The following is a 22,659-nucleotide window of genomic DNA, read 5'->3' as shown; positions in this document are numbered from 1 at the left end:
GTTTCTGTTCGTCAGCTCGTAGTTTTGCTAGCGGCTCCCTCCCCACAAGACCTCACGGTGTCGCAGTTGCCATTCGCTAGTAGTTAGCATTTAATGAAACCCATATAATGGTGACCCTCATACAGGGAGGCTATTACCCGATTAGTCCACACCTATGCTGAGCGTACCAAACACAGGTACGATCGCACACTGCGTGTGCTGGCAACGTTAAGATTTTAGACATGGAATGTGAATATGGAACAGTTTCGGATAATTCAAGATATTCGAGAGTACATTAAAAGTTATGATGCTTTTTTTGCACGACCAACACAAAGAGGTGAGCATCCGACTCTGTATATGGATGATAAACAAGGTAAAACATACAACAATATTCGAGAGAAAGATTACCTTTTTTCACAGTGTAAGCAATGGGTTATACCGCATTCTCAAATGGGGCTATCGTTTTCGGCTCATTGGCAGCACTTAAAGGATCAGTACAAACTAAAAAAGAAACATGCCAAAGGTAGCCCAGTCGATGTATTTTGGGTAATAGAAAAATGTGATTTACCAGAAGGACTTGAATTTATCGCTGACGAGAGGGATAAACAGCATTATTTCTTGACGGTCACTCGAAAAATGACCACAGCCCAATTACATCAAAAGCTCATTTGGCTTGCTGACAGAATGTCGGTTATTAGGGAGGCACAAGACGCTCTATGATCAAATATAGGTTCGAAGAAGAAAAAGATATTATTCTTCACTACGCAAACGTCCTCGACGATCAAAAAACAAGCCTTATAATTTCTAAAGGTATGGTTTCTGATAGAGACGAGGCGTTTCATTTAGCAAAATTCTTCTGGTCTATGGTTGACTTATCTGTAGAGGATATAGAGGAAGAAAGATTAGTTTGTGGCCATAAAGATCTTGAGGCTTGGAACGAATACATAATGAACTCCCTACGTTCATATCTACGCTCAAGTGGCTATGCAGATGAATGGGAAAGAGCTACGGACCAATCTTAAATCGGATAACCGGTAGCTTTTTGCTACCGGTTCCCACACCACCCATCATGCGGGTCCGCAATGAGTGGTTCCCTATCCGTAATGAATCTCTACCCAACGATAGTGTCGAGCAGCTCTTCATTTGAGCTAAGCATAATGGCGGTATCCTACCTCAACTTTATCCGACTGGAAGGCTAGCCCACTCTTTCAACTCGTAGAGTTTAGGTTCAGGCCTTAACTCTGTCCAAGGTATTAATCTTGGCACTTAGCTACTATGCCGTCAGCTAACTTCTATTTAATCATCGTGGTCAATGCTGATTGAGGAGCTACTGTGTTTCACTGCTTTTTGTCTATACCCTCGAAGGTGGCTAGCGGGTTGGGTCTACTTTTGAACTAGCGGCCACACTGACAGCTTCACAGCAGCAGGCTTAACAGATCTCTCTAGATAAGAACGTGAACTTCACCAAACAACTGCATCATTTACTCTACACATTAGATCACAATGCTTCGGTGTCCTTGGCCACCTCCCCTCCAGGCTAAGCCTTATAGGATACTTATATTCTTCAGTCCGTAGTCTTACTAGCGGCTTCCTTCCCACAAAAGTCACGGTGTTGCAGTTGCCATTCGCTAGTAGTTAGCATTTAATGAAGCCCATTAAATGGTGATCTTCCTATATGGGGCTTTCACTCCATTAGTTCACGCCCATACTGGGCGGGCGTACCAAGTCAAGGCTATCGGAAGCTTCGCTCTGCAGCTTGAGGCGTTAACTGCTTTATTAGCAATTTTACTTGCAAGTGGAAAATCAAGAATACAAAAAGAGGGATTTCATTGAAAACTATATTCTCATTAGTAATATTCTTAATATTTGCGACATTTGAAACTGTTGCTGAAGAAGTTGATACAAAAAAAGATTATCACACCTTTGTTTTGGTACATGGTGCTACAGGCGGTGGATGGGACTGGAAAGAGGTTGGTAAACATCTTAGCGCTAAAGGTCATACCGTCTACAGGCCAACACTGACGGGGTTAGGTGAGAGGCATCATCTTTCCTCTCCTGATATTAACTTAACTACACATATCAACGATATCGTTAACCTGATTATTTTTGAAAAATTGAAAAATGTGGTACTTGTAGGCCATAGCTATGGTGGCATGGTAATCACCGGAGTTATCGATCGTATTCCAGAGCGAATTCATCATGTTACATTTTTAGACGCGAAAGTACCTGAGGATGGCATGTCAATGATGGAGGGGCAGCCAATACCTGCGGAACATAAAGTGGTAAATGGTCAAGTTCACTTCTCATGGATTGATGTTAATTCCGAATTTCCACGAGATGTTACGCAGCCATTAAAAACACTTACGGAACCTGTATCGTATAAGAATCCTCTGGCCAAAAAACTCAATGTCACTTATGTAGCTTTTATTCCTGAGGGGGTGTCGAAAGCCGATAGAGCTAAAGATCCCTCTTGGCATCGGGCAGTAGAGCGGAAATGGACAATTCGTACATTTAATGGTGATCATGTGATTTATCGGGCCAAGCCCAAAGAATTTTCAGAGATGCTTGAAGAAACCGTAAACGATACAAATAATATTTAAATATTTTGTGGCATGCAGTTAAATCGGGTAGCCGGTAGTTTCTAGCTATCTGCCCCACGCTACCCATCGTGCCGGTCCGCAATGGCCGGTTCCCTATCCGCTGAATCTCTACCCAACGATAGCGTCGAGCAGATACTCATCTAAGTTGAGTGCCATAACAGTGCCCATCCTCAACTTTATCTGACTGGAAACATATCGGTAGGAAAATCCGGTCTTTTAATTCGTGGAGTTTAGGTTCAGGCCTTCACTCTGTTCAAGGTGTAAATCTTGGCACTTGGCTACTATGCCGTCAGCTGACTTCTATTTAATCAATCTATTCATTTCTGACCGAGACGCTGCCGTGTTCCACCACCTTTTTTTAACCCCGCAATGGCGGCTAGCGGGTTGGGCCTACTTATGAGTCAGCGGCCACACTGACAGTTTCACAGCAGCAAGCTAAACAGATTTCCCCAGATAAGAACGTAAACTTTATATACTCAACTGTATCATTGACTTTGCCCGCTAGATCATCCGGCTTCGGTGTCTTTTATCCCCCCAACCTACAGGCTCAGCCTTTTAGGATGTTTCCGTTCGTCAGCTCGTAGATTTGCTGGCAACTTCCTCCCACAAAACCTCACGTCCTGCAGTTGCCATTCGCTAATAGTTAGCATTTAATGGAACCCATTAAACGGTGATCCTTATACAGGAGGCTTCCACCTCATTAGTTCACGCCCATGCTGGGCGTACCAAGTAAAGGTACCCGAGATCAAAAACGCCACTTAACTTTGGTTTTGACGCAGGGCTCTAGACGTTCCCTATAACCCGAGGCAACATGAGTAAAAGAGACAGCCGCATCTGTGTTTCGATATATATTGTTCTAGGCACTGTTAGTATTCATTTACTAGGCGAAATATATGCTGCAAAAATGATGGAAGAACTGGCTAGGAATCCGTCTCCAGATTTGGTCAGTGGATCGGTGGCACATGTATGAGCCACTAGATTCGCTATTTGAATCAATCGCAGCTGATGGCGATATTCGTCGCATCAGCTGTTAACAAGCTAAGACATTGGAACAAAAACCACCGCTGGTGGCATTAGACCTACGGAACTAAGGAGAAAGTTTGAATATCAATTGGAAACCGAAGACATGGATTGCAGTACTGTTAGGTGTAGTCCTACAAGCGTTCACATTTCTATACTTAAATAGGCCAAAACTGTTTTGGCTCTATGTCCTTCTTTCTTGTATTGTTTCTATACTTGATTGGAAGTATCAAACTCTATTTACGGCCATTTTTTCATTAATCTGCCCAATACATGCGTATTTTGTTGTAAAGAAATTTGAGAGTTCTAGTGAGCGGGGTTGGTACTCCAAGTGGTGGGGCATCCCTACCATCTATATTACGTTTTTTTCAACAGTCTTTCTATTTAGGTCTTTCCTATACGAGCCTTTTCTTTTTCCTTCCGCATCAATGCAACCAACAATAGATAACGGAAACTACATCGTTGTTCAGAAGTTAGGCTATCGCACATATGGAACGTATGGTGCTTCTTTAACCAACGGGAATATAACTTCAACAGATCTAATGCGGAGAGGGAAATTGTATGCGTTCTATCCACCTCATAAGGACACTCCTTTTATCAAGAGATTGATCGCTTTACCTGGTGATAGGATTGCTATCAAAGGCAATGACATTACTATTAATGGCTCTTTATTAATCACAAATCTTCTATACGAAACAGATCATCTAGCAGTCTATGAGCAGCAATTGAATGGTATCACGTATTTGATTCAACGAATGAAAATGCGTCCAGCTAGTGATATGGAGGAAATTGTAGTACCTGAGGAAAGCTATTTCTTTATGGGTGACAACCGAGACAACTCAGCAGATAGCAGGTTTTGGGGCTATGTTACCGGCGATCGCATAATTGGAGAGGTCGTGCATATCTTCAAGTAAAGGCCTAATAAAACAATCAAGCGCGACGGCTTAGAGCCGTCGGTTATTTTAGCGTTGTGTATACAGGATAAATCCGTGTCAACCTTTCTAAAAATAATATTTTTTGGTGCAACAATACAACTAAATCAAAATCCAATTACAGTTAATGACAATCCAGTAGTACTTATCCCAGCCCAAAATTTAAATGTGGTTACTATGGGGGCAAATCTAAAAATTGATACATCTAGTGAGATCAATGCTTCTGCTATCCTTGAGGCACGTGAAATAGCTGATAGAAAGTACCCTGAAGGATGTGTTACCGCAGAATTAATAACCTTAGATGATAAGGCTTATCTTTTTCAGAATACTGGCATGATATGGTCTAATAACAGAACTATGATTACTCTAAGCGCTAAGGACAAGATTAATACTAAACTTGAATTTAAAAAGGTAAAACTAAAATCATGTAATGTTATTAGAAATACAACTATCAAATGGTCAAATTACAAACACTAATCGAGATACTTAACAAGTTTGTCTTGTTCGATTAAACCATGAAAAGTATAGCTCAACAAGACGCGCTAACGTGCAGATAAAATCAAAGCGTATGTTTACCTAGGCACTCAAATGAAATGGGTTAAGCGAAGTATATTCATAGTCATCGTATCTATAGTCGGGTATCTATTTTTCCTGCACGCTGGGATGGCAAGTGATGGTGATGAATATTTGAAATGGTACTATAAAATCGAATTTGCCATAGCGATTGTGTGTTGGTGGCCAGTATCAATATATCTTGGCATTCAAGAGCTATTGGATATAGGCAACACTATTCTAGGTTTTGAAGTATGGGTAATCCAGGCTCTAGGTTATCTAATAGTCTTCAGTCTTTATGAAAGAGCTAAAAAACATAACTCGGGTGTCCGGTAGTTTCTAGCTACCATCCCCCACACCACCTATCGTGCGGGTCAGACATGGGCAGCTCCCTCTCAATAATGAATCTCTACTCAACAATACTGTCGAGCAGCTCTTAATTTCAGTTGGAACGATCTTGGGCGCCCATAAATTGGACATCTATGACATGACATATTGGTAGGTGAATTCAACATTTACTCATTGATTACATCCAGCAAGTAGGGGGTCGCTAGCAAAGGCACCCAATATCAAAACCGCTACCTCACCATGGTTTTGACACGGATGCTTTGGGACATCCGTAGCAACAGCGGGGCTATCAACGATCTCCTCTTCCAAGTGCCCGCTCCTTTTGTACACGTATATATATTTCTTCACGGTGAACAGGCAGGGATTTGGGAGCAAGTATGCCTATCTTCACTTGATTACCTTTAACTTCCAATACGGTAATTGAGACATTTGCTCCAATCCTTAAGTTTTGACCCGTCCGGCGCTTTAAGATCAACATATTTGTTTCCTCTAAGACTCAAACCATTTGTAGACCACCCCTAATGGAAGGCTTTGCAAGTAACTTTTTGAGGAAATATGAGGGGGTGCACGAGAACGGTAGGCATAGAAGAAGAAAAGGCGGGCACTACGCTCCCAGAGCTTGGAGAACCTCTCCAAACTGCTCAATATACTCCAGTTTATTGAAGACGAGCGGGTTTCTAGCGTATGATCCATATAGCCATTTTGATAGTGTGTGTATCAATTTGGTTAGCTGGCCCCTGGTGTTGCACCACCTCGGGTCAGCGCCTTTTACTTGCTTTTACGTCACAATACCGCCCTCCTTTGAGGGGCTGATTTTTAGAAAATTATTGACTTGGTTAAACTTCTTTGGTAGCTATATTTTTAAAAGGCAGCTCAACGCTGACCAAAATATCATTAAGTATCCATTGATTTTACGCAGCTTTGACACTAAAACAAACTTAATAAAATCCAATAAGATTATTTTTGTGCCTATATTTTTTTACTTAGCGCTTTGAATAATCTGAGTCACACATAAAATTAACCATTTATGCTGGTGCTTCCATTAAGCTCACTCGAAAGAACTCAAAAGATTAGATCTTTAATACTGCTACTTACCACAAGTCACCTTCTGCTTACAGCCAAAATTGCTTAGGTATTTTTAATATATTCCAGTGGATTTTAGGTAACCATCCTATTAGGAATAGTGATGGCGTTATTTTATAACCCTTTAGGGATTGGACTTCTTGATGCGACACCCCCAAAGAATTCACTTCACTCAAAGGGTGAAGCTATAAATTCTAAATGTTCGTAGTGTATCTCAGAAAGTGAACCCCAATCGAAATATACGCGCATCGATTGAACTCGCTAGGGGTGGGATTGCAGAGTAATTGAGATATAAAGCAACGGTTTGGAACTAGCGCTCCTATCAATTGACGACACCAATCTAGTGCCGCTTATCCAGGTGCGGCGAGCCGATATAAATACCTATGGAATCCCTGGCTTGTCTGTGTAGGGTACGCCTGTCCACTGCTAGCTTCCATTACTACCGCCAAGTGTGTTGGTTAGTATGGGAATTAGACTGCAATTGATCCTTTGTTTGGTCTAGAATTGGCTCCCAAGGTGGGGCCCTATCTATCCCCTCGCGGTGGGGGCGTTAAGATCAAGTTCGGATGAGAGCAACCATACAAGCTTGCGAGGACATGCACTACTTTAACAAACCGGTAAGCCCGCACTAATTGGAATATCGTATTTTATGAGCAAGAAGGCATTTGGAATTAATGAATTTATTATCCTCACCACCCTACTGGCAATGCTTGGCTTGCTGGCTATCCGGTTTTTGAATCCTGAGATGCTAAATCTGTCCATTTTCAATACTCGGGCAGGCTCCTTTTTACTTGGCTGCGCATTTTGTTATTTCACTCTAAATGAGTTCAAGACAGCCATAGCTAAAGATGAGTGGGGCCCAAATAGAATTGCAGGCATTATTCGTGTCCCCCTATATTTCGCTGCAGCTTTATTCCTATTTTACTTGACCGCAAGCGGGGGGAATTAATGGGTAGCGAGAGAATTCCTGACAGAAATAAGAGCCACTATAACTGGTGGGTCGCAACAATTATAGAGAGGTTTCAATTTGATGATGAGGTACTCGACAATATGAGTCGGCGCTGCCGGGCATTCTCACATGTTGTGATATTAAATCGCTCTTAATCTATACAGATTTCTGTTGAGGTATCTCTACTATGCTTACCCCGAAACTCTCGTGGAGATTGCCCAGTCCATTTTTTAAAGCTTCTCGAAAAACTACTGGTATCACAGAACCCTAATTTGTAGGCGATTGACGTGATCGGGGTATCGCTTTGCTTAAGATACTGTACAGCCTGATGCTGGCGTATTTCATCTAGAACAGTCTGATAACTGGAACCTCTTTCTTTTAGTTTTCTATGCAAACCACGGCAACTAATACCAAGTTCCTTGGCCACGACCTCTTGTGAAAAATTACCTGAAGACACCAGATCAACAAGTACTCTACTGGTCATGCTAACTATGTCATTCTTCTGCAAACGCTCCAAGTAACCAATTAGGGCTTGCTCGTTGACCCTGACCAGCTCATCGTTTCCCGAAGAGAGCTTTCGATCAACAAACTCTTGTTTAAATCTAATCTCACAAATGTCTGCCGAAAAGTTAATTGGGCATTTATACATCAATTTATGCCGCTCAAGGGTGGCAGGTCTGTGCCTCTCCAGATTAATTGAAATCAAATGATGATGCACATCAGGGCATATCTTTCTGATGGACTTTATTAGCAAAGCCATAAAGGCATCTATAGCATGAATACTTGGATCATATGGGAAGTTGTCAACCTTTTCCCAGGATACTACTACTTGCTGCTGTTCATCATGAACATTGATTCGCATAGCGGTGGTAACCACTTCTGAGAATCGAGCAGATCTTAGTAAACTCTCCCTGATGGAGCTACTGGCCAAGTGGGCATAGCTTAGAGCGTGAAGGTTTGTATGATTCACATACTTAGTGACTTGCAGGCCGATACAATCATCACCTGATATAGATTCAGCGAGCCCCCATAGTTTTTTCATATTCTCTAAAGGAATTCTCTGGTTCGCATCCACTATGCATTTGGGGTCAATTTCTGCACGCTGCAAAATTTCTTGGGTAGAACAGAATGGTTTTAGGGCCTCAATAATAGGTAATACCCAAGTTGCAATGGTCGTGTGTCCATACTCAGCCATCTACAAGTGTGTCCTAATTGGTCAAGAGATTGGCTTTATTTGCAAAGAAACCTAAAAGCCAAATGATTAGCATCTAATCAATCACTTCCTTATTTACCAAGATTATCCTAACGATCCTGACATGTTAAGAGGATCTAGTCACCTAAAAGATAGCCAGCCGACGCTGGTAATTGGAAATATGAAAAATCCCATAAAAAGAATAGCACGTCTGGTAGGGGTTACATTATCCATCACTCACCTAAGTGTTACTGCTAGTGAGCCCACTCAGGTTTTCTGGGGAGATATGCACCTTCATACCTCCTACTCATTCGATGCCTTCTTAAGCCAAAATTATTCGGCAACTCCGGACACCGCTTATCGGTGGGCCAAGGGGCAGCCGGTTATTCACCCCTACACTCATGCAAAAGTACGTATAGACACCCCGTTGGATTTTCTCGTGGTTTCAGATCACGCTGAAGGGCTGGGAGTTATGAGGGCAGTGGTGAATCAAACAGATGAGCTCGACAGCGATATGTCCTTATACCAGTCAATGATGCGCTGGTTTGCCAAGCAGCATATTAGATATAAAGTCTCAATAAATGAAGGTATGGATATTTTCAATGAGTTACTGCCCAAAAAGGCGCTAGACACAGTAGCTCCCGCTGACCCTGTCCAGGACCCAGCTAACACGCCCCCTGAGCCCGTTCTTGGAGATCTGGATAAGACCCGGACAAGCGCATGGAGCGCAATAGTCGATGCCGCAGAGCGCCATAATAACCCGGGCACTTTTACCAGTTTTATTGGCTGGGAATGGAGCTCAACACCAACCGGGGCCAACTTACACCGGGTGGTAGTCTCTCCTGATGGGGCGGAAAAAGCTAAGCAGTATCTTCCTTTTGGGTCTGATCAGAGCCAGTACCCAGAAGATTTGTGGCACTGGTTAGATGAGACATCTAAACGAACTGGCAGTGAATTCATTGCGATCCCCCACAATTCCAATGTGTCTAAAGGGTATATGTTTGCAGAAACCACTCTGCGTGGTGAGCCAATTGATACACAGTATGCGCGTACACGCATGCGCTGGGAGCCCCTGGTTGAAATAACACAAATTAAGGGAGACTCAGAAACCCATTCAACGCTTTCCCCGGACGATCCTTTCGCAGACTTTGAGAATTATCCATTCTACCTACAAGCTGACCCGGAGTCGTACCGTGTCGCTAGAGGTGATTTCGTCCGATTCGCCTTACGTTCAGGGCTGGAAATACAGGAGAAAATTGGTGTAAACCCTTATAAGCTGGGGTTTGTGGGGTCCACAGATTCACATACTGGTATGTCAACTGCTGAGGAGAACAACTTTTGGGGCAAGTTTGCTCATGATTCAGTACCAAGCAGCAAGCGAACTAACACTGTCATTGGCGGAACCAAGGCTACAGGTTGGAACATGTCTGCTTCTGGACTCGCCGCCGCTTGGGCAGAAGAAAATACCAGAGAAAGCCTTTTCGCTGCATTTAAACGTCGTGAGGTATACGCCACTACAGGCCCTCGAATTCAGGTGCGCGTCTTTGCAGGCTGGAATTTTCCGAAACACGCTATCGATGCTGAAAATATTGCTGAACTAGGTTATTCCCATGGAGTACCTATGGGGGGTGATTTAGTCAAACCACAAGGAACTGACCAACCAATTCAGCTACTTATACGCGCGACAAAAGATCCTAAAGGAGCAAATCTGGATCGAGTTCAGGTGGTAAAATCTTGGTTAGACGCAACGGGAAAAAGTCATGAGAAAGTAATTAATGTTGCTTGGTCTGGGGAGCGCACTCTTAATAACCAAGGTCAGTTAAAGCCAGTGGGTGATACCGTGAGTCGAGAAACGGGGCAATACACTAACAATATTGGTTCTATTGAGTTATCAACCTTGTGGCAGGATCCAAGTTTTAATGTGAACGAAAGAGCATTTTACTATGTTCGGGTATTACAAATCCCTACTCCTCGCCATTCACTTTACGATGCAGTGGCCGTAAAAGAAATTAACAACGGAAATATTCAGATACCCTCTGAAGGACCCGCTGTTATCCAGGAGCGCGCTTATACATCCCCAATTTGGTATACCCCCTGATACCGATAGGATGCCTCGACGCTACAGCAAGCAAATAGAATATTTAAAAAAGTAGCTTGCATACTGATATCAATACTCTCTACAGGTTTCAATGGAGGAAGCTTTATGCAGCATAAATTAGAGATTCTGAAAAGGGAGCCTTTGGTACACTTTTCTATTATCGCTTTAGTACTATTCATTGTCGCAGAGTTGTTAATAGAGGAAAATGGAACCAACTATGAAGACACCTTGCTTATCAGCGAGGACATACTAATTGAGCACCTCCAATTCCAGAAAAAAACATTTAACCAGAGTTTTGCACGACGTTATTGGGAGGGCTTGACTCAACCAGAAAAGTCCAACCTGATTAATGATTACATTAAAGAAGAAGTACTTTACCGTGAAGCCCTTAATCTAGGCCTACAGAAGCATGATCAGATTATACGACGACGCCTTATCCAAAAGCTGGACTATGTAAATGGAGGCTTTTCCAGTAACACTGACATTAGTGAAGAAGACCTGGAAAACTACTTCCAGCTTCATCGCGAAAAATATCGAATTGAAGCATCCATTACCTTCACTCATGTTTTCTTTGATTTTAGACGTCACTCTAAAGAAAAGTTAGAGAAGACTGTTAAGCAGAGCTTGAACCACTTAATAAAGCAGTCAGTTCCATTCGAGGAGTCCGCCCGCTACGGAGACAGATTCATCTTTCACCGGAATTATGTAGATCGCACTCTCCATCTAGTGGCCAGCCACTTCGGCGATGAATTGGCAGAAAGTATCTTTCAACTACCATTGAATACCTGGTCCGGTCCATTTGAATCCCCGTATGGTCTACATCTAATTTTGGTTAGTGAAAACAAAACAAGCCGTCTACCCAGCTTTAGAGAAGCCTCCCCCTTAGTACTTGAGGATTTTCGACGAAATAAAATGGAGGAAAACAGACAACTTAGGATACAAGAGCTGTTGGCAGGATACAGAATAGAGAGGGATGCCTCGATACCATATGTACCTGTGGATATCACCTATGCCAACTAAAAATCCCTACAAGATCATCAAAGCCCTTCTATTCTTATTGTTACTTACAACAATTAGTAATTTTAGTTTCGCTCATGATGGAAGACCGATATACATTGAGTTAAATGAGGTCGCAGAAAGCAAATATATCCTTCGATGGAAAGTCCCGCCTATCATGCAGCCAGGCACTGAACCTGAGATACACTTAAAGGGCGAATTCTGCCAAATACAACCAGAGATAACAGGGCCTGCCGGACCCAATGTGAAGAGTTACCTATGCAGGAACCCCCACCCAAACAATTTTACAAGGCTATATAATCCCCTAACAATAAAAATCACATACCCCATTGCCAATCCAGCCTTATCGAGCTTAATTCATTTTGAAAAATCAGACGGTGACACTATTAATCTCTTTAATGGCCCCAAGGTCTTAGAGATAAATTTACCTTCCCGCCTAACTATTTGGGATTGTGTCAAACAATATATTGAAGCAGGTTTCTTACATATATTAGAGGGCTATGATCACTTACTATTCGTATTATGTTTAGTCTTTATCGCCAAAAACTTTAGAAGCACTTTAATAGCGATTAGCGGATTTACATTAGGCCACTCCCTCACCCTGGGACTCGCAAGTTTAGACTTATTCACCATAAGAGTAGATGTTGTTGAAGTGTTGATCCCATTGAGCATTATGCTGTTAGCCGCAGAAATTGTATACGCGCATAATGGACAGAGTAAAACGAGCTTAACCCGACGCTATCCTGCGATTGTTGCCAGTGGCTTTGGGTTACTTCACGGATTTGGTTTTGCCAGTGCGCTAGCGGAATTAGGCCTTCCTCACAGCAGTAAAATCACCGCATTATTTAGCTTTAATATAGGTGTAGAACTGGGGCAGATATTATTTGTCTTGGTTTTGATTTTCTTATCATCTACAGTTCAGTGGATATTCTCGAACCGGAAGATCTCAATTTTGTATCAACACTTTCTAACACAATCAAAATACGCTATTTATCCAGTTGGAATAGCCAGCGGGTATTGGACAATTGACAGGGCCCTGGGGCTAATTTCCTAAACAAGCAAGGCTTGAATCACAAAAGCTGCTTCAAGACTTACAATCTGCTATCCTCACGCAATCACACAGATCACGGCCTGCAGTAGAGGCCAGATACAAGTATGAATTAACCGCCACTCAATAGAAATTTGTCTAGCTTTGTTAGCCCACACCAAAGTCAGATACAGGCCTTTGTAGAGTTGGAGCAGTTTTCATTACCAAATCTATCACCACTGAAAATAGAGATGTTAAATTTTAGAACAGCACTTATAGAAGACCTTCCTGATTTACTTAAGCTGGAACAGTGTCTTATCGAAGCCGAAAGGCCATACAATTCATCCATTAAAGCTGAATCAGCATTCTATTATGATATGGAGAAGTTGATACTATCTGATGACTCACATCTTCTGGTAGTTGAAATCGAAGGTGAGGTTATTGGAACGGGATATGCCCAGATTCGAAGCTCAAAAATATCTCTTGATCATGAGCGGCATGCTTATCTGGGTTTTATGTATGTATCACCAGCACACCGAGGAAAGGGCATTAACTCAAAGCTAATAGAAAAATTAATTGCATGGGGTAAAAAGAATGGAGTTCAAGATTTTTATCTTGATGTTTACTCTCAAAATAGCTCAGCGATAAAAGCCTATGAAAAAGTTGGCTTCCAACCATCACTTATGGAAATGAAGTTAAATCTTAAATAGAAAGTTCACAGCCTATAAACCCAGGTGATGTCGATGCCCTTGACTCACCTGATTTACACCAGGCGATTTCAAAGAGTGTTATTAAATAAGGCTTAGTCAATATACTTCGATCTAAATACCTGCCTGCAAGATTTATAATCAACTAGAAATGGCGGGGTAACTCCCCATCTTAGCAGCGGCTTAATCAGGCTCAGAATCAGATTCCACTTTAGAAAGAGTCAATCGCAACAGCAAATCAAGCTGTCAAATTATCTATTCCATTATATTTTATGGCGTAAATTTGTCTTCACTAATTACACGCTTTATCACCCATAAATTATCCCGCCAAAATTTCGCCATTCATCACACTTTTAGTGAGAAAGAACGCATAGTTACCACACTCATAAACGGTTGTGCGACATAACTTTAGTATTAGAAATACGCACAACCAAAATAATGACATCTATCTAAAAATAAGCCGGAGTCCAAGTGCGCCAGCATAAATGATTTATTGCAGGCGTATTTTTTATAGGTCTACTGCGCTTGTCCGACAGATAACAAAAATGGATTTTGTTCGGGAGATTATGACCATGCGTCTACCTTCGCTTATTGCGATACTATTTTCATTGGTGCTTTTAAGTGCCTGCGGTTCTGATGGAGGCCGGGGCGATGCCGCCGATGACTTGCTCCCGCCCCCTGGCGTCACAGACTCAGATGGTGACGGTATCGATGATGATAATGACAATTGTCCGAGTGTTAGTAATTCAGACCAGGAAGATTTAGATGGCGACGGCAGCGGTGATACCTGTGATACTGATGACGATGGCGACTCCCACCCAGACACTTCAGACAACTGCCCACAAACCCCAAATTCGGACCAAGCCGACAGTGATAGCGACGGCATAGGCAATGCCTGTGACAGTGATCTGGATGGCGACAATGTCCCCAACGATTCTGACAACTGCCCTGCTGATTCAAATAGTGAGCAGGGTGATATCGATGGCGACGGCGTCGGGGATGTGTGCGACAACGACCGCGACGGGGACAATTACACCGACAGCTTGGATAACTGTCCGGACGTAGCCAACCCAGACCAATCAGATCAGGACAATGACGGTATCGGCGACGCCTGTGACGAAGATAGCGATACTGACAATGACGGCCACGACGATGGCCAGGATAACTGCCCAGCCGTATCCAACCCAGATCAAGCCGACCTTGACGGCGACGGCATTGGCGATGCTTGTGACAGCGATGACGACGGTGACGGCGTAGACGATCAAGACGACAACTGCCCAACCGCAGCCAACTCCTCACAAACCGACCAGGATGGCGATGGTATAGGCGATGCCTGCGATGACGATGCGGACAGTGACGGCATCGATAACGAAGATGACAACTGCCCATCCACCCACAACCCAAGCCAAGACGATAACGACGGAGATGGCATTGGCGACGCCTGTGACAGCGACGACGACAATGACTCTGTCGAGGATGAGGTCGACAACTGCCCCAGCCATAGCAATAGCGACCAAAGTGATATCGACGAAGACGGTGTCGGCGATGCCTGTGATAGCGACCAGGATGGTGACGGTATTGATAACGACGATGACAACTGCCCTGCTACCGCCAATTCAGACCAGAGCGATATCGATGGTGACGGGCAAGGCGATAGCTGTGACAGCGACGATGACGGCGATGGTATAGACGATAGTAATGACAACTGTCCGGCCGTTGCCAACGATGATCAAACCGATACCGACGGCGACGGCACTGGCGATGCCTGCGACAGCGATCGCGATGATGACGGCGTTGAAAATGAAAATGACAACTGCCCGCTTGTACCCAACGCAAATCAAACAGATACAGATGGTGATGGTTACGGAGATGCCTGCGATGACAATACCGATGTCGACGGCGATCAGGTACCTGACAGCGTCGACAACTGTGTCCTCATCCCCAACACCGATCAAACTGATCAGGATGGAGATGGTGTCGGGGATGCCTGCGATAGCGATCTGGACGGCGACGGCACCGATAACGATGACGACAACTGCCCATCGATCCCCAACTCAGACCAACTTGATACTGACGGGGATGGCAGTGGCGATATCTGTGATAGCGACGACGACAACGACGGCGTCGATGACATAGCCGATAACTGCCCCACTGAATCCAATAGTAATCAAACGGATACTGACGGCGATTCAGTCGGTGATGCCTGTGATCCAGACCTTGATGGCGATGGTATCTTCAATGACGACGATAACTGCCCCTACGTCAGCAATACACTACAGGAAGATAGTGATAACGACGGAATCGGCGATGCCTGCGACGGCGACAACGATAACGACGGCGTAGATAACGCTAACGATAACTGCCCGGATACTGCCAACAGCGATCAGTCGGATATCGATCAGGATGGCGTTGGCGATGTCTGTGACAGCGACCGGGATGGTGACACAGTCCCGGACACTTCCGACAACTGCCCGGCTATTCCAAATGATGATCAAGCCGATCAGGACGGTGACGGCATCGGTGATGTTTGTGACGATGACAGTGATACCGACAATGATGGCCACGATGACGGTGAAGACAATTGCCCAGCCATCCCCAATCCGAATCAAACGGACACGGATGGTGACGGTGTCGGCGATGAGTGTGATAGCGATGCCGATGGTGATGGCACGGACAACACCGATGACAATTGTCCACTAACGCCAAACGACCAAACCGATACTGACGGTGACGGTCTTGGGGATGCCTGTGACGAAGACCTGGATGGTGACGGCGTTAATGATGACGTCGACAACTGCCCAATGATTCCGAATCCAGGGCAAGAAGACGGCGATAACGACGGTGCCGGAGACGTCTGCGATAACGACCGTGACGATGACGGGCTGGATGATACCGTCGACAACTGCCCCGCGATTCCAAATCCAAACCAAACCGATACTGATGGTGATGGAGTGGGAGATGTTTGCGATGCAGACCTGGATGGGGACGGAGTAGAAAACGATCTCGATAACTGTCCCCAGACTCACAATCCCGAGCAGGAGGACTCTGATAACGATGGTATCGGCGATGCCTGCGACCTCGAATCAGGCCTGTCCTGTGCAGCGTTTGAAGACTTGGAGATCGTTAACGGTGTAGATGCAGACCTGACTTACGGAATTGAACAGCCCTGTGATGGATGTTCTATTACTGCAGTAGAAAGGGTATTTAACGGCGTCCTATCTGATGCAGCCAGAATGGAAGTTGTCAGCGGTGCGGGCGGCTCTACCCATATTCAAATCAACCACCACTCGGTTAAAGAGGGACGCCATGTGGTCGGTTTCCTGGTAGAGCACACCACACCACTGCTGGATATCATCTACCTCAACACCATCACAATCAGTACATACTTGGATGGAGTAGCTACTGGAGAGTCCACCAGCGGGTATCGTCTGGCCCCATTTAAAGTCAACGGTGCTCGCAATCACCGCCTGCTATTAGTCACCACCAATAGCGACTTTGATCAGGTGAAATTAACGCTGGAAGGATTGAGCTTTACCAATAATCAACTGGATGTTTACCTGGCCTGCTCAAAAGCTGTGGGCCAGCCATAACTAAAAGAAGAAATAAAAAGCCCCGGTACGCCGGGGCTTTTTATTTACAATCAAATTGAAAGGAATAAAGCACATAAGGAAAACTAATTCCAACCTTTAAAACAATAAAGAACGCAAACCAAAGAACTTAATTTCCACTCACCTAATGCCCACACACCAAAAATTAAAAAATCAAAAATCCTAAAAAATAAAACTTTTTTAAACATGCAAGATAGGCCTGATCAAATTGACAGCGGAGCGCCTTATAATTACTGACCAGTAAGTTAACTATATATTGGCCGGCTTATTTTTTAGCATAGTTGACAATTAAACTTATAGTCACTCGAACGCCTCTCAGAAACCATTCCAGCTGCAATTAGACTTTAGAAAAAATATGGGCTTGCCATTATCAATAACATGCAGATGTATCTGTACATTCGAAGGTGAAGTACTTGACGAGGAACTCCATGGCTTTTTTTAATGATTAGCCAACGTCATCAAGTGACTTCCCCGTCATTTCTATCCGGTACTTCCAGGTTATCATTGCGCCAATCAAGGAAGTCACCGCTAGTGCACTAAGCAACATACTTGCGCCAATGTCGCTAAGTAAAATTGGAAAAAAAATGCGATTGCAACACCCCCGAACTTTGAGATAGATGCGGCCAATCCCGCACCAGCACCACGATAGCGGGTCGGGAATACCTCCCCAGCGATTAGATAAGTCTGAGAATTTGGCCCCAGATTATTCATCAAGTTGAACAACATAAGCCCCCCGAAAATGAATGGTAACTGCTGGCTAGTGTTTAAAGACTCTCCATAGGCGGCAATAAGAAGGCCGAGTGCACAACCAAGGAAGCCAAGAACTTGCAATCGGATACGCCCCACCCTATCCACAAATATAATTGCTAGAATAACGCCAACTACCAGCATTACATCGATTAATGCTGCCCCTTTCGCCGCCTCGACTTTGTTATGGATTAATTCCGAAATGGAGCGGGCATGGGGTGACGCATATCCCAACACATTCGCTAAAATTACTGGCGTGAAGATACCAACGCCATAGGTTCCCAAATCCTGCAAAAACCAGGGAATAGAGGAGAGTTTGATTGCTTTTCGAGAATTCTTATCCTGAAGTAAATGCTTAATACTCGATAGTTCACCTATCTTTTTCTCATTCGTCTCCGCTGTGGCAACATTCTTCAATAAGAATCTGGACGGGTATGGCGGATCTCTTTTCAAAAGTTGGCTAATAGATTTCTCCGCCTCTGGCATACGACCTTTAGCCAGAAGCCACATCGCACTCTCGGGAATGTAGAAACGACCAACCATGATCAAAATCGCTGGAATAATCGCCGCAGCATACATATACCGCCAAGCTTCCAGTGAGGGATACCAAGAGAGGACCAAAAATGCGAGACCAGTTCCTACTAACATCCCAACGGCCTGAAAACTGAAGGCTCCGAGCACCAGCCTACCCCGCAAGCGCGATGGCATGCTTTCAGAGATCATCATGTGAGCCGTGGGATAATCACATCCAAGCGCCAACCCCAGGCCAAACAAGGAAAAAACAATCACGAGATAAGACTGTGCGAAGGTCAATATCACAAGGAAAAAGATAAACATGATCATCTCTACAATGAACATTTTCCGCCGGCCATAGAAATCGCTCAGCCCTCCCAGGATTATCGCCCCAACCAGAATGCCAAACAATGTCGCCGATGTCACAAAGCCAACACTAAAGGCAGATAAACCAAATTCTTTAGCGATCAGAGTATGAGATACCCCGGTCATAAAGACGATCATACCCTCAAAGAATTTACCAGCTGTAGCAAGCCACCAGATTCGCCACTGCATTGACGTAAAAATATTTTGGGGAATAGAGGTTCCATCACGCCAAACAGGGGTTTCATCAATGTAATAGTCTGCAGAACGGTGTTCGCTCAACTGGGCATTTTTAGTCGGTGACGGATTTGAAGTGCCATCAGACTGTTTCCTCTCCATGATCGCCTTCTTAAATGTCCCTATGAGTTGGAATAACACTAGCCCAAAGTGATGACAGCTAGTTTATTTAAATATAAGAATAAAGAAGAATCGGTAGGTGCTACCTGTAACTACATTAGGGGGAGGCAATTGGTGACATTTTTAGGTGAAAACACACTTTAGCGTATCTATGATTTTCAGCCATTGATAACTACAAGAACTTGTATGGGCAGCGAACTAGCCAGAACTTCAATAAACTCATATCACCTCTTACACAGAAACCCATTGATCATTATATTATCGTTAGTTTTACGGGCCTACCGATTGACCGGATAAATCTCAAGCAAGGATGGAACAATTGGCGATGTAGGCAAGAAGGCTCAACGCAAAGTCCTAAAATTTCCTGTGAGGATTTCAACTTAAAGCTTAGGAAAATATAAATCTAAAAAGGTAAGTCCATGATACTGCCTTTATCAACACACCGGAGTAATGAAGTAGTTGGGAAAAATTGGCGAAAACATGGTGGCAATACAAAAAAGACCAAAGAGCAAGTAAAGAACGGACCTCAACACGCACTGGAAAAAGAAAAATAACGAGAGGCTCTATGAATATAAAACTAAGTTTGCATAGACACCAAACACAAACTAACCCATGATTATGCAATCAATTTTACCGGGCTAGCACAGACGCGATCTGACACTTACCTGTTTCTTAAGAGACTTCCTTATAAGTGAATATTATTCTTACCGCTATTCACACCGACCCCATACAACGCCAAGGGATATAACTTCCATTAGATTTGAGAAGTATACTTAAAGTAGCTCACTACTAGCACTTGGACCCAACACTCCACCATTTCACTAGGAATATAAAATTTCCTGCACAACTAGATAAACAACCTTCTCAATTCGTTGCATAGAAGCCTGGCCATGATCGAAATTAAAGAAAATATATTGTGCCCAGGGAATCACTTATCTTTTTCTTCACTGGTAGCCTCACAGCATTTCTAAGAGTTAATAAATTTTAAATATTCTCCCATATAAGTTTTAGAGCTAAAAATTCAGAAGATAAGAAAAACTTAAAATAAGAACCCATAAATTCAACTTGAAAAAAAGACCTGGTAACCTATACCTGATAGCAACCTACAAATAGAGCTTCCTAAACTGGGAAGCTCTATTTCACATATATTCAAAGATGAAATAACACTATTGTAGACCCAGCACTACATTATTATCCCCCAGCTGGCTTGCGGTAGCTAGATTGTTAAGTGTTGTTTGACTAAGCGTCAACTGGTTAGTATCACCGGTTTGCACTGCAACAGCGGTATTAAAACTCTCCAGCTGTACTATTAGCGAGGTATTGAGCAAACCACTAAACTGCAGTGTTTCTGCAAAGTTAAATCCATTACTCTGTACGGTCTCTGCAGAATTTAATCCACCAAACTGCTCCGTTAATGCCGTATTAAAAGCTCCAATTTGCAAGTGAATAATTTCAAGACTGGTGCCATTTTGAACAGCAAAACTATCGTGACCAACCCCCTGCTGAGTATTGTCAATTAAATTAGTATTGCCTCCCTGCAGAGCTACAGAGTTGGAGAATGACGCTGAGTTTTGCGTAATACTCACTATCATTGAGTTTCCCGCCTGAAAACCCAATGCATTATTTTCTACACCTGAATCCTGACTCATAAGGAAATTCAGGCTTTCACCGACCTGAACCATAGTTGCCATATTACCAAAACCATTAGTTTGAGATAGAAAACCTGTATTGGATCTGCCTAATTGAGTAATACTGCCAGAATCATTCACACTATCAGCCTGTATCACAGAAATATCATGATTTGATCCAGCCTGAAAAACGTAGGAATAATCACCTTCCGTATCTGCCTGAAGCGAGTTTGCAGAACTCCCTCTCCAAACTGATTTTGTATTGATGTTGACAAGACGGAATCCATTTGCACAGCATTTGCAGAGAGGTTACTACCGACTTGCCTCTGGATAATCGTGCTAAATTCTGTCGATGATTCCTGCATAGCAACAGCTTGGTTACTCTCACCAATCTGCAATTGTATAATCGTACTACCATTTACTGTTGGGTCACTCTGTTCACCAGTTGCAGAATTTCCACTTCCAATCTGTGTAACCTGATAAGTGTTATCGGCAGAAAAAGCGACTGCACTGGCCATCGCAACAAACACGCCGAGTGAAATAGGCTTCATCACATTCATCACTAACTCCTTTTAAGCAGCCGGCTACAGAGTAGCCAACTGCTAAATATCTGTATAAACAAATATTCAACCTTGAACATTAAATAATTAAAAAATATTTATATCAGGATTTACTGTAACCCTAAGACAATATTACTATCACCTACCTGGGTGGCAGATGCAGTATTGTTGATCGTCGTCTGGCTTAAAGTGACCTGATTAGAATTGCCTAGCTGGGAAGTAGTTCCTGTATTGAAACTAGCAAGCTGAGCTATCACTGAAGAGTTTCCGGACCCTCCTAGCTGCAAAATACCTGCATCATTAAAACCACCAGTCTGTGCAGTTTCGGCAGTATTAGAGCTGCCGAATTGTTCACTCTGGGATACGCTAAAGTCACCTGCCTGCAAGAGTTCGGCACTATTTGAATTACCAAACTGTAGGGAATAGGCTTCATTAGAGACACCAGCCTGAGAATGTCTAGCGAACAGCCCTTCTCCTGCCTGTCGTATTTCACTGTAATTCCCAATCGATTGCTGGGAAGTCTCTGCTTGGTTATTACTCCCAGCCTGGGAAATAATAACAGTAGAATCAAAGGCAAGGGTTTGACTCACATCTAAATCGTGAGAGCTTCCAAATTGTTCTGTAGTGACACTATTCCCGACGCTCAAATTTTGCACAATTATCGCACCCTGATCACTACCCTCCTGAAGGGATGAGACTGTATTCCCGGCAGTTCCATTTTGAATAACAGTTATGTTACTTGAATCGCCTAATTGTATGACACTGACAAATTCGCCAAGAGTCCCAGATTGAATTAGGGATGTGTCATGATTCTCACCAATTTGAACTACCAGTAAAGTACTGAGTTCAGCAAATTGCTGTAGAGTACCTGTCGAGTTATTACTACCAACCTGCTCCACAAAGGTGCTTGATAACACTGAGCCGCTCTGAGTTGATTCTATATAGTTGCTATCACCAATTTGGGATTGCTGAATCAAACTGAAAGAAGTAAAAAGATTCTGGGTTGCATTCACCTCATTGTCATCGCCCACCTGGATTTGAATAACTGTATTGCCAATTGCGGAGGGATCACTTTGGTCTGAATTGGCCGTATTACCCGAGCCTACCTGGAGGACATCATAGGTGTTATCTGCTGCAAAAGCGGCAGTTCCAATCATTGAAAGTAAAACAGTTGCTGCAACAGGTCTGTACATGCTCATCTAATACTCCTTAAAGATGACAGGTCCAGCTCGAAAGCTTTTACGACGATGTTTTCAAGAAAGCAGCATCATTGAGTAGAACAAATATTGAGGTCGTGGCGCACTGCATGGGCCACTTAGGGGCGGGCGGTGACAGTTGAATGACTAGCTTCATAAGTCAAACTCATACTACTTCGCATA

At 43.5% G+C, this 22,659-nt stretch carries 17 protein-coding genes; 11 read left to right on the top strand and 6 right to left on the bottom strand.

The features are described 5' to 3' along the window. The first annotated feature begins 234 nt into the window (after nt 1–234). The 5 genes from QT397_09765 (at nt 235) to QT397_09745 (ending at nt 5,008) form a co-directional block, all read left to right on the top strand. Nucleotides 235–699 (top strand): hypothetical protein, encoded by a 465-nt coding sequence (locus tag QT397_09765; GenBank protein WNZ57606.1) that lies wholly within the window; start codon nt 235–237, stop codon nt 697–699. Beyond that, the gene (locus tag QT397_09760; protein ID WNZ57605.1) at nt 696–1,001 is read left to right on the top strand and encodes a hypothetical protein; all 306 of its coding nucleotides are present in this window, start codon (nt 696–698) and stop codon (nt 999–1,001) included. Before QT397_09765 ends, QT397_09760 begins: the two co-directional genes overlap by 4 nt. 807 nt (nt 1,002–1,808) lie before the next feature. Beyond that, the gene (locus QT397_09755) at nt 1,809–2,579 is read left to right on the top strand and encodes an alpha/beta hydrolase (protein WNZ57604.1); all 771 of its coding nucleotides are present in this window, start codon (nt 1,809–1,811) and stop codon (nt 2,577–2,579) included. A 1,100-nt stretch (nt 2,580–3,679) separates the two neighbouring features. Next, nucleotides 3,680–4,513, top strand: coding sequence for a signal peptidase I (gene lepB / locus QT397_09750; GenBank protein ID WNZ57603.1), 834 nt, complete (start codon nt 3,680–3,682; stop codon nt 4,511–4,513). A gap of 75 nt (nt 4,514–4,588) precedes the next feature. Continuing rightward, entirely contained in the window at nt 4,589–5,008 is a 420-nt protein-coding gene (locus tag QT397_09745) for a hypothetical protein (protein ID WNZ57602.1), read from the top strand. Nucleotides 5,009–5,720: 712 nt separating this feature from the next. On the opposite strand, the gene csrA is transcribed toward QT397_09745, so the two are convergent. After that, nucleotides 5,721–5,909 (bottom strand): carbon storage regulator CsrA, encoded by a 189-nt coding sequence (gene csrA / locus QT397_09740; GenBank protein WNZ57601.1) that lies wholly within the window; start codon nt 5,907–5,909, stop codon nt 5,721–5,723. A gap of 1,254 nt (nt 5,910–7,163) precedes the next feature. Between csrA and QT397_09735 the strand changes: the two genes are divergently transcribed. Continuing rightward, on the top strand, nt 7,164–7,463 hold the full coding sequence (locus QT397_09735) for a hypothetical protein (protein ID WNZ57600.1): 300 nt from the start codon (nt 7,164–7,166) through the stop codon (nt 7,461–7,463). A gap of 151 nt (nt 7,464–7,614) precedes the next feature. On the opposite strand, the gene QT397_09730 is transcribed toward QT397_09735, so the two are convergent. Next, on the bottom strand, nt 7,615–8,658 hold the full coding sequence (locus QT397_09730; GenBank protein ID WNZ57599.1) for an AraC family transcriptional regulator ligand-binding domain-containing protein: 1,044 nt from the start codon (nt 8,656–8,658) through the stop codon (nt 7,615–7,617). 178 nt (nt 8,659–8,836) lie between these two features. Between QT397_09730 and QT397_09725 the strand changes: the two genes are divergently transcribed. From QT397_09725 to QT397_09705, 5 genes are all read left to right on the top strand, one after another. Further along, the gene (locus tag QT397_09725; GenBank protein ID WNZ57598.1) at nt 8,837–10,753 is read left to right on the top strand and encodes a DUF3604 domain-containing protein; all 1,917 of its coding nucleotides are present in this window, start codon (nt 8,837–8,839) and stop codon (nt 10,751–10,753) included. Between the two features lie 105 nt (nt 10,754–10,858). Further along, nucleotides 10,859–11,773 carry a peptidylprolyl isomerase gene (locus QT397_09720; protein WNZ57597.1) on the top strand — a complete coding sequence of 305 codons (915 nt, stop codon included), beginning with the start codon at nt 10,859–10,861 and terminating at the stop codon, nt 11,771–11,773. After that, nucleotides 11,763–12,824 carry a HupE/UreJ family protein gene (locus QT397_09715; GenBank protein ID WNZ57596.1) on the top strand — a complete coding sequence of 354 codons (1,062 nt, stop codon included), beginning with the start codon at nt 11,763–11,765 and terminating at the stop codon, nt 12,822–12,824. Before QT397_09720 ends, QT397_09715 begins: the two co-directional genes overlap by 11 nt. Before the next feature lie 128 nt (nt 12,825–12,952). After that, nucleotides 12,953–13,507 carry a GNAT family N-acetyltransferase gene (locus QT397_09710; GenBank protein WNZ57595.1) on the top strand — a complete coding sequence of 185 codons (555 nt, stop codon included), beginning with the start codon at nt 12,953–12,955 and terminating at the stop codon, nt 13,505–13,507. A 542-nt stretch (nt 13,508–14,049) separates the two neighbouring features. Then, complete coding sequence (locus tag QT397_09705) at nt 14,050–17,094, top strand: thrombospondin type 3 repeat-containing protein (protein WNZ57594.1); 3,045 nt, start codon at nt 14,050–14,052, stop codon at nt 17,092–17,094. Nucleotides 17,095–17,640: 546 nt separating this feature from the next. On the opposite strand, the gene QT397_09700 is transcribed toward QT397_09705, so the two are convergent. The 4 genes from QT397_09700 to QT397_09685 all read right to left on the bottom strand — a co-directional run bounded on the left by QT397_09700 (nt 17,641) and on the right by QT397_09685 (nt 22,479). Then, nucleotides 17,641–19,074, bottom strand: a complete 1,434-nt coding sequence (locus tag QT397_09700; GenBank protein WNZ57593.1) for an MFS transporter — start codon at nt 19,072–19,074, stop codon at nt 17,641–17,643. A gap of 1,184 nt (nt 19,075–20,258) precedes the next feature. After that, a complete protein-coding gene (locus QT397_09695; protein WNZ57592.1) occupies nt 20,259–20,861 on the bottom strand; it encodes a hypothetical protein in 603 nt (200 codons plus the stop codon). Between the two features lie 14 nt (nt 20,862–20,875). Further along, entirely contained in the window at nt 20,876–21,280 is a 405-nt protein-coding gene (locus tag QT397_09690; protein ID WNZ57591.1) for a hypothetical protein, read from the bottom strand. A 110-nt stretch (nt 21,281–21,390) separates the two neighbouring features. Further along, on the bottom strand, nt 21,391–22,479 hold the full coding sequence (locus QT397_09685) for a hypothetical protein (protein ID WNZ57590.1): 1,089 nt from the start codon (nt 22,477–22,479) through the stop codon (nt 21,391–21,393). Nucleotides 22,480–22,659: the final 180 nt, after the last annotated feature.

The sequence above is a fragment of the Microbulbifer sp. MKSA007 genome (assembly GCA_032615215.1).
In the GTDB taxonomy this organism is placed as follows: domain Bacteria; phylum Pseudomonadota; class Gammaproteobacteria; order Pseudomonadales; family Cellvibrionaceae; genus Microbulbifer.
Note: the sequence above shows the minus strand (reverse complement) of the source record. Positions and strands in the feature narration are given on the sequence as shown.

What these genes read in the sequence shown, in the direction of transcription:
- QT397_09765 (WNZ57606.1), top strand. Translation starts at nt 235, where the DNA reads ATGGAACAGTTTCGGATAATTCAAGATATTCGAGAGTACATTAAAAGT.
- QT397_09760 (WNZ57605.1), top strand. Translation starts at nt 696, where the DNA reads ATGATCAAATATAGGTTCGAAGAAGAAAAAGATATTATTCTTCACTAC.
- csrA (WNZ57601.1), bottom strand. Translation starts at nt 5,909, where the DNA reads ATGTTGATCTTAAAGCGCCGGACGGGTCAAAACTTAAGGATTGGAGCA.
- QT397_09735 (WNZ57600.1), top strand. Translation starts at nt 7,164, where the DNA reads ATGAGCAAGAAGGCATTTGGAATTAATGAATTTATTATCCTCACCACC.
- QT397_09730 (WNZ57599.1), bottom strand. Translation starts at nt 8,658, where the DNA reads ATGGCTGAGTATGGACACACGACCATTGCAACTTGGGTATTACCTATT.
- QT397_09725 (WNZ57598.1), top strand. Translation starts at nt 8,837, where the DNA reads ATGAAAAATCCCATAAAAAGAATAGCACGTCTGGTAGGGGTTACATTA.
- QT397_09720 (WNZ57597.1), top strand. Translation starts at nt 10,859, where the DNA reads ATGCAGCATAAATTAGAGATTCTGAAAAGGGAGCCTTTGGTACACTTT.
- QT397_09715 (WNZ57596.1), top strand. Translation starts at nt 11,763, where the DNA reads ATGCCAACTAAAAATCCCTACAAGATCATCAAAGCCCTTCTATTCTTA.
- QT397_09705 (WNZ57594.1), top strand. Translation starts at nt 14,050, where the DNA reads ATGGATTTTGTTCGGGAGATTATGACCATGCGTCTACCTTCGCTTATT.
- QT397_09700 (WNZ57593.1), bottom strand. Translation starts at nt 19,074, where the DNA reads ATGGAGAGGAAACAGTCTGATGGCACTTCAAATCCGTCACCGACTAAA.
- QT397_09690 (WNZ57591.1), bottom strand. Translation starts at nt 21,280, where the DNA reads ATGAATGTGATGAAGCCTATTTCACTCGGCGTGTTTGTTGCGATGGCC.
- QT397_09685 (WNZ57590.1), bottom strand. Translation starts at nt 22,479, where the DNA reads ATGAGCATGTACAGACCTGTTGCAGCAACTGTTTTACTTTCAATGATT.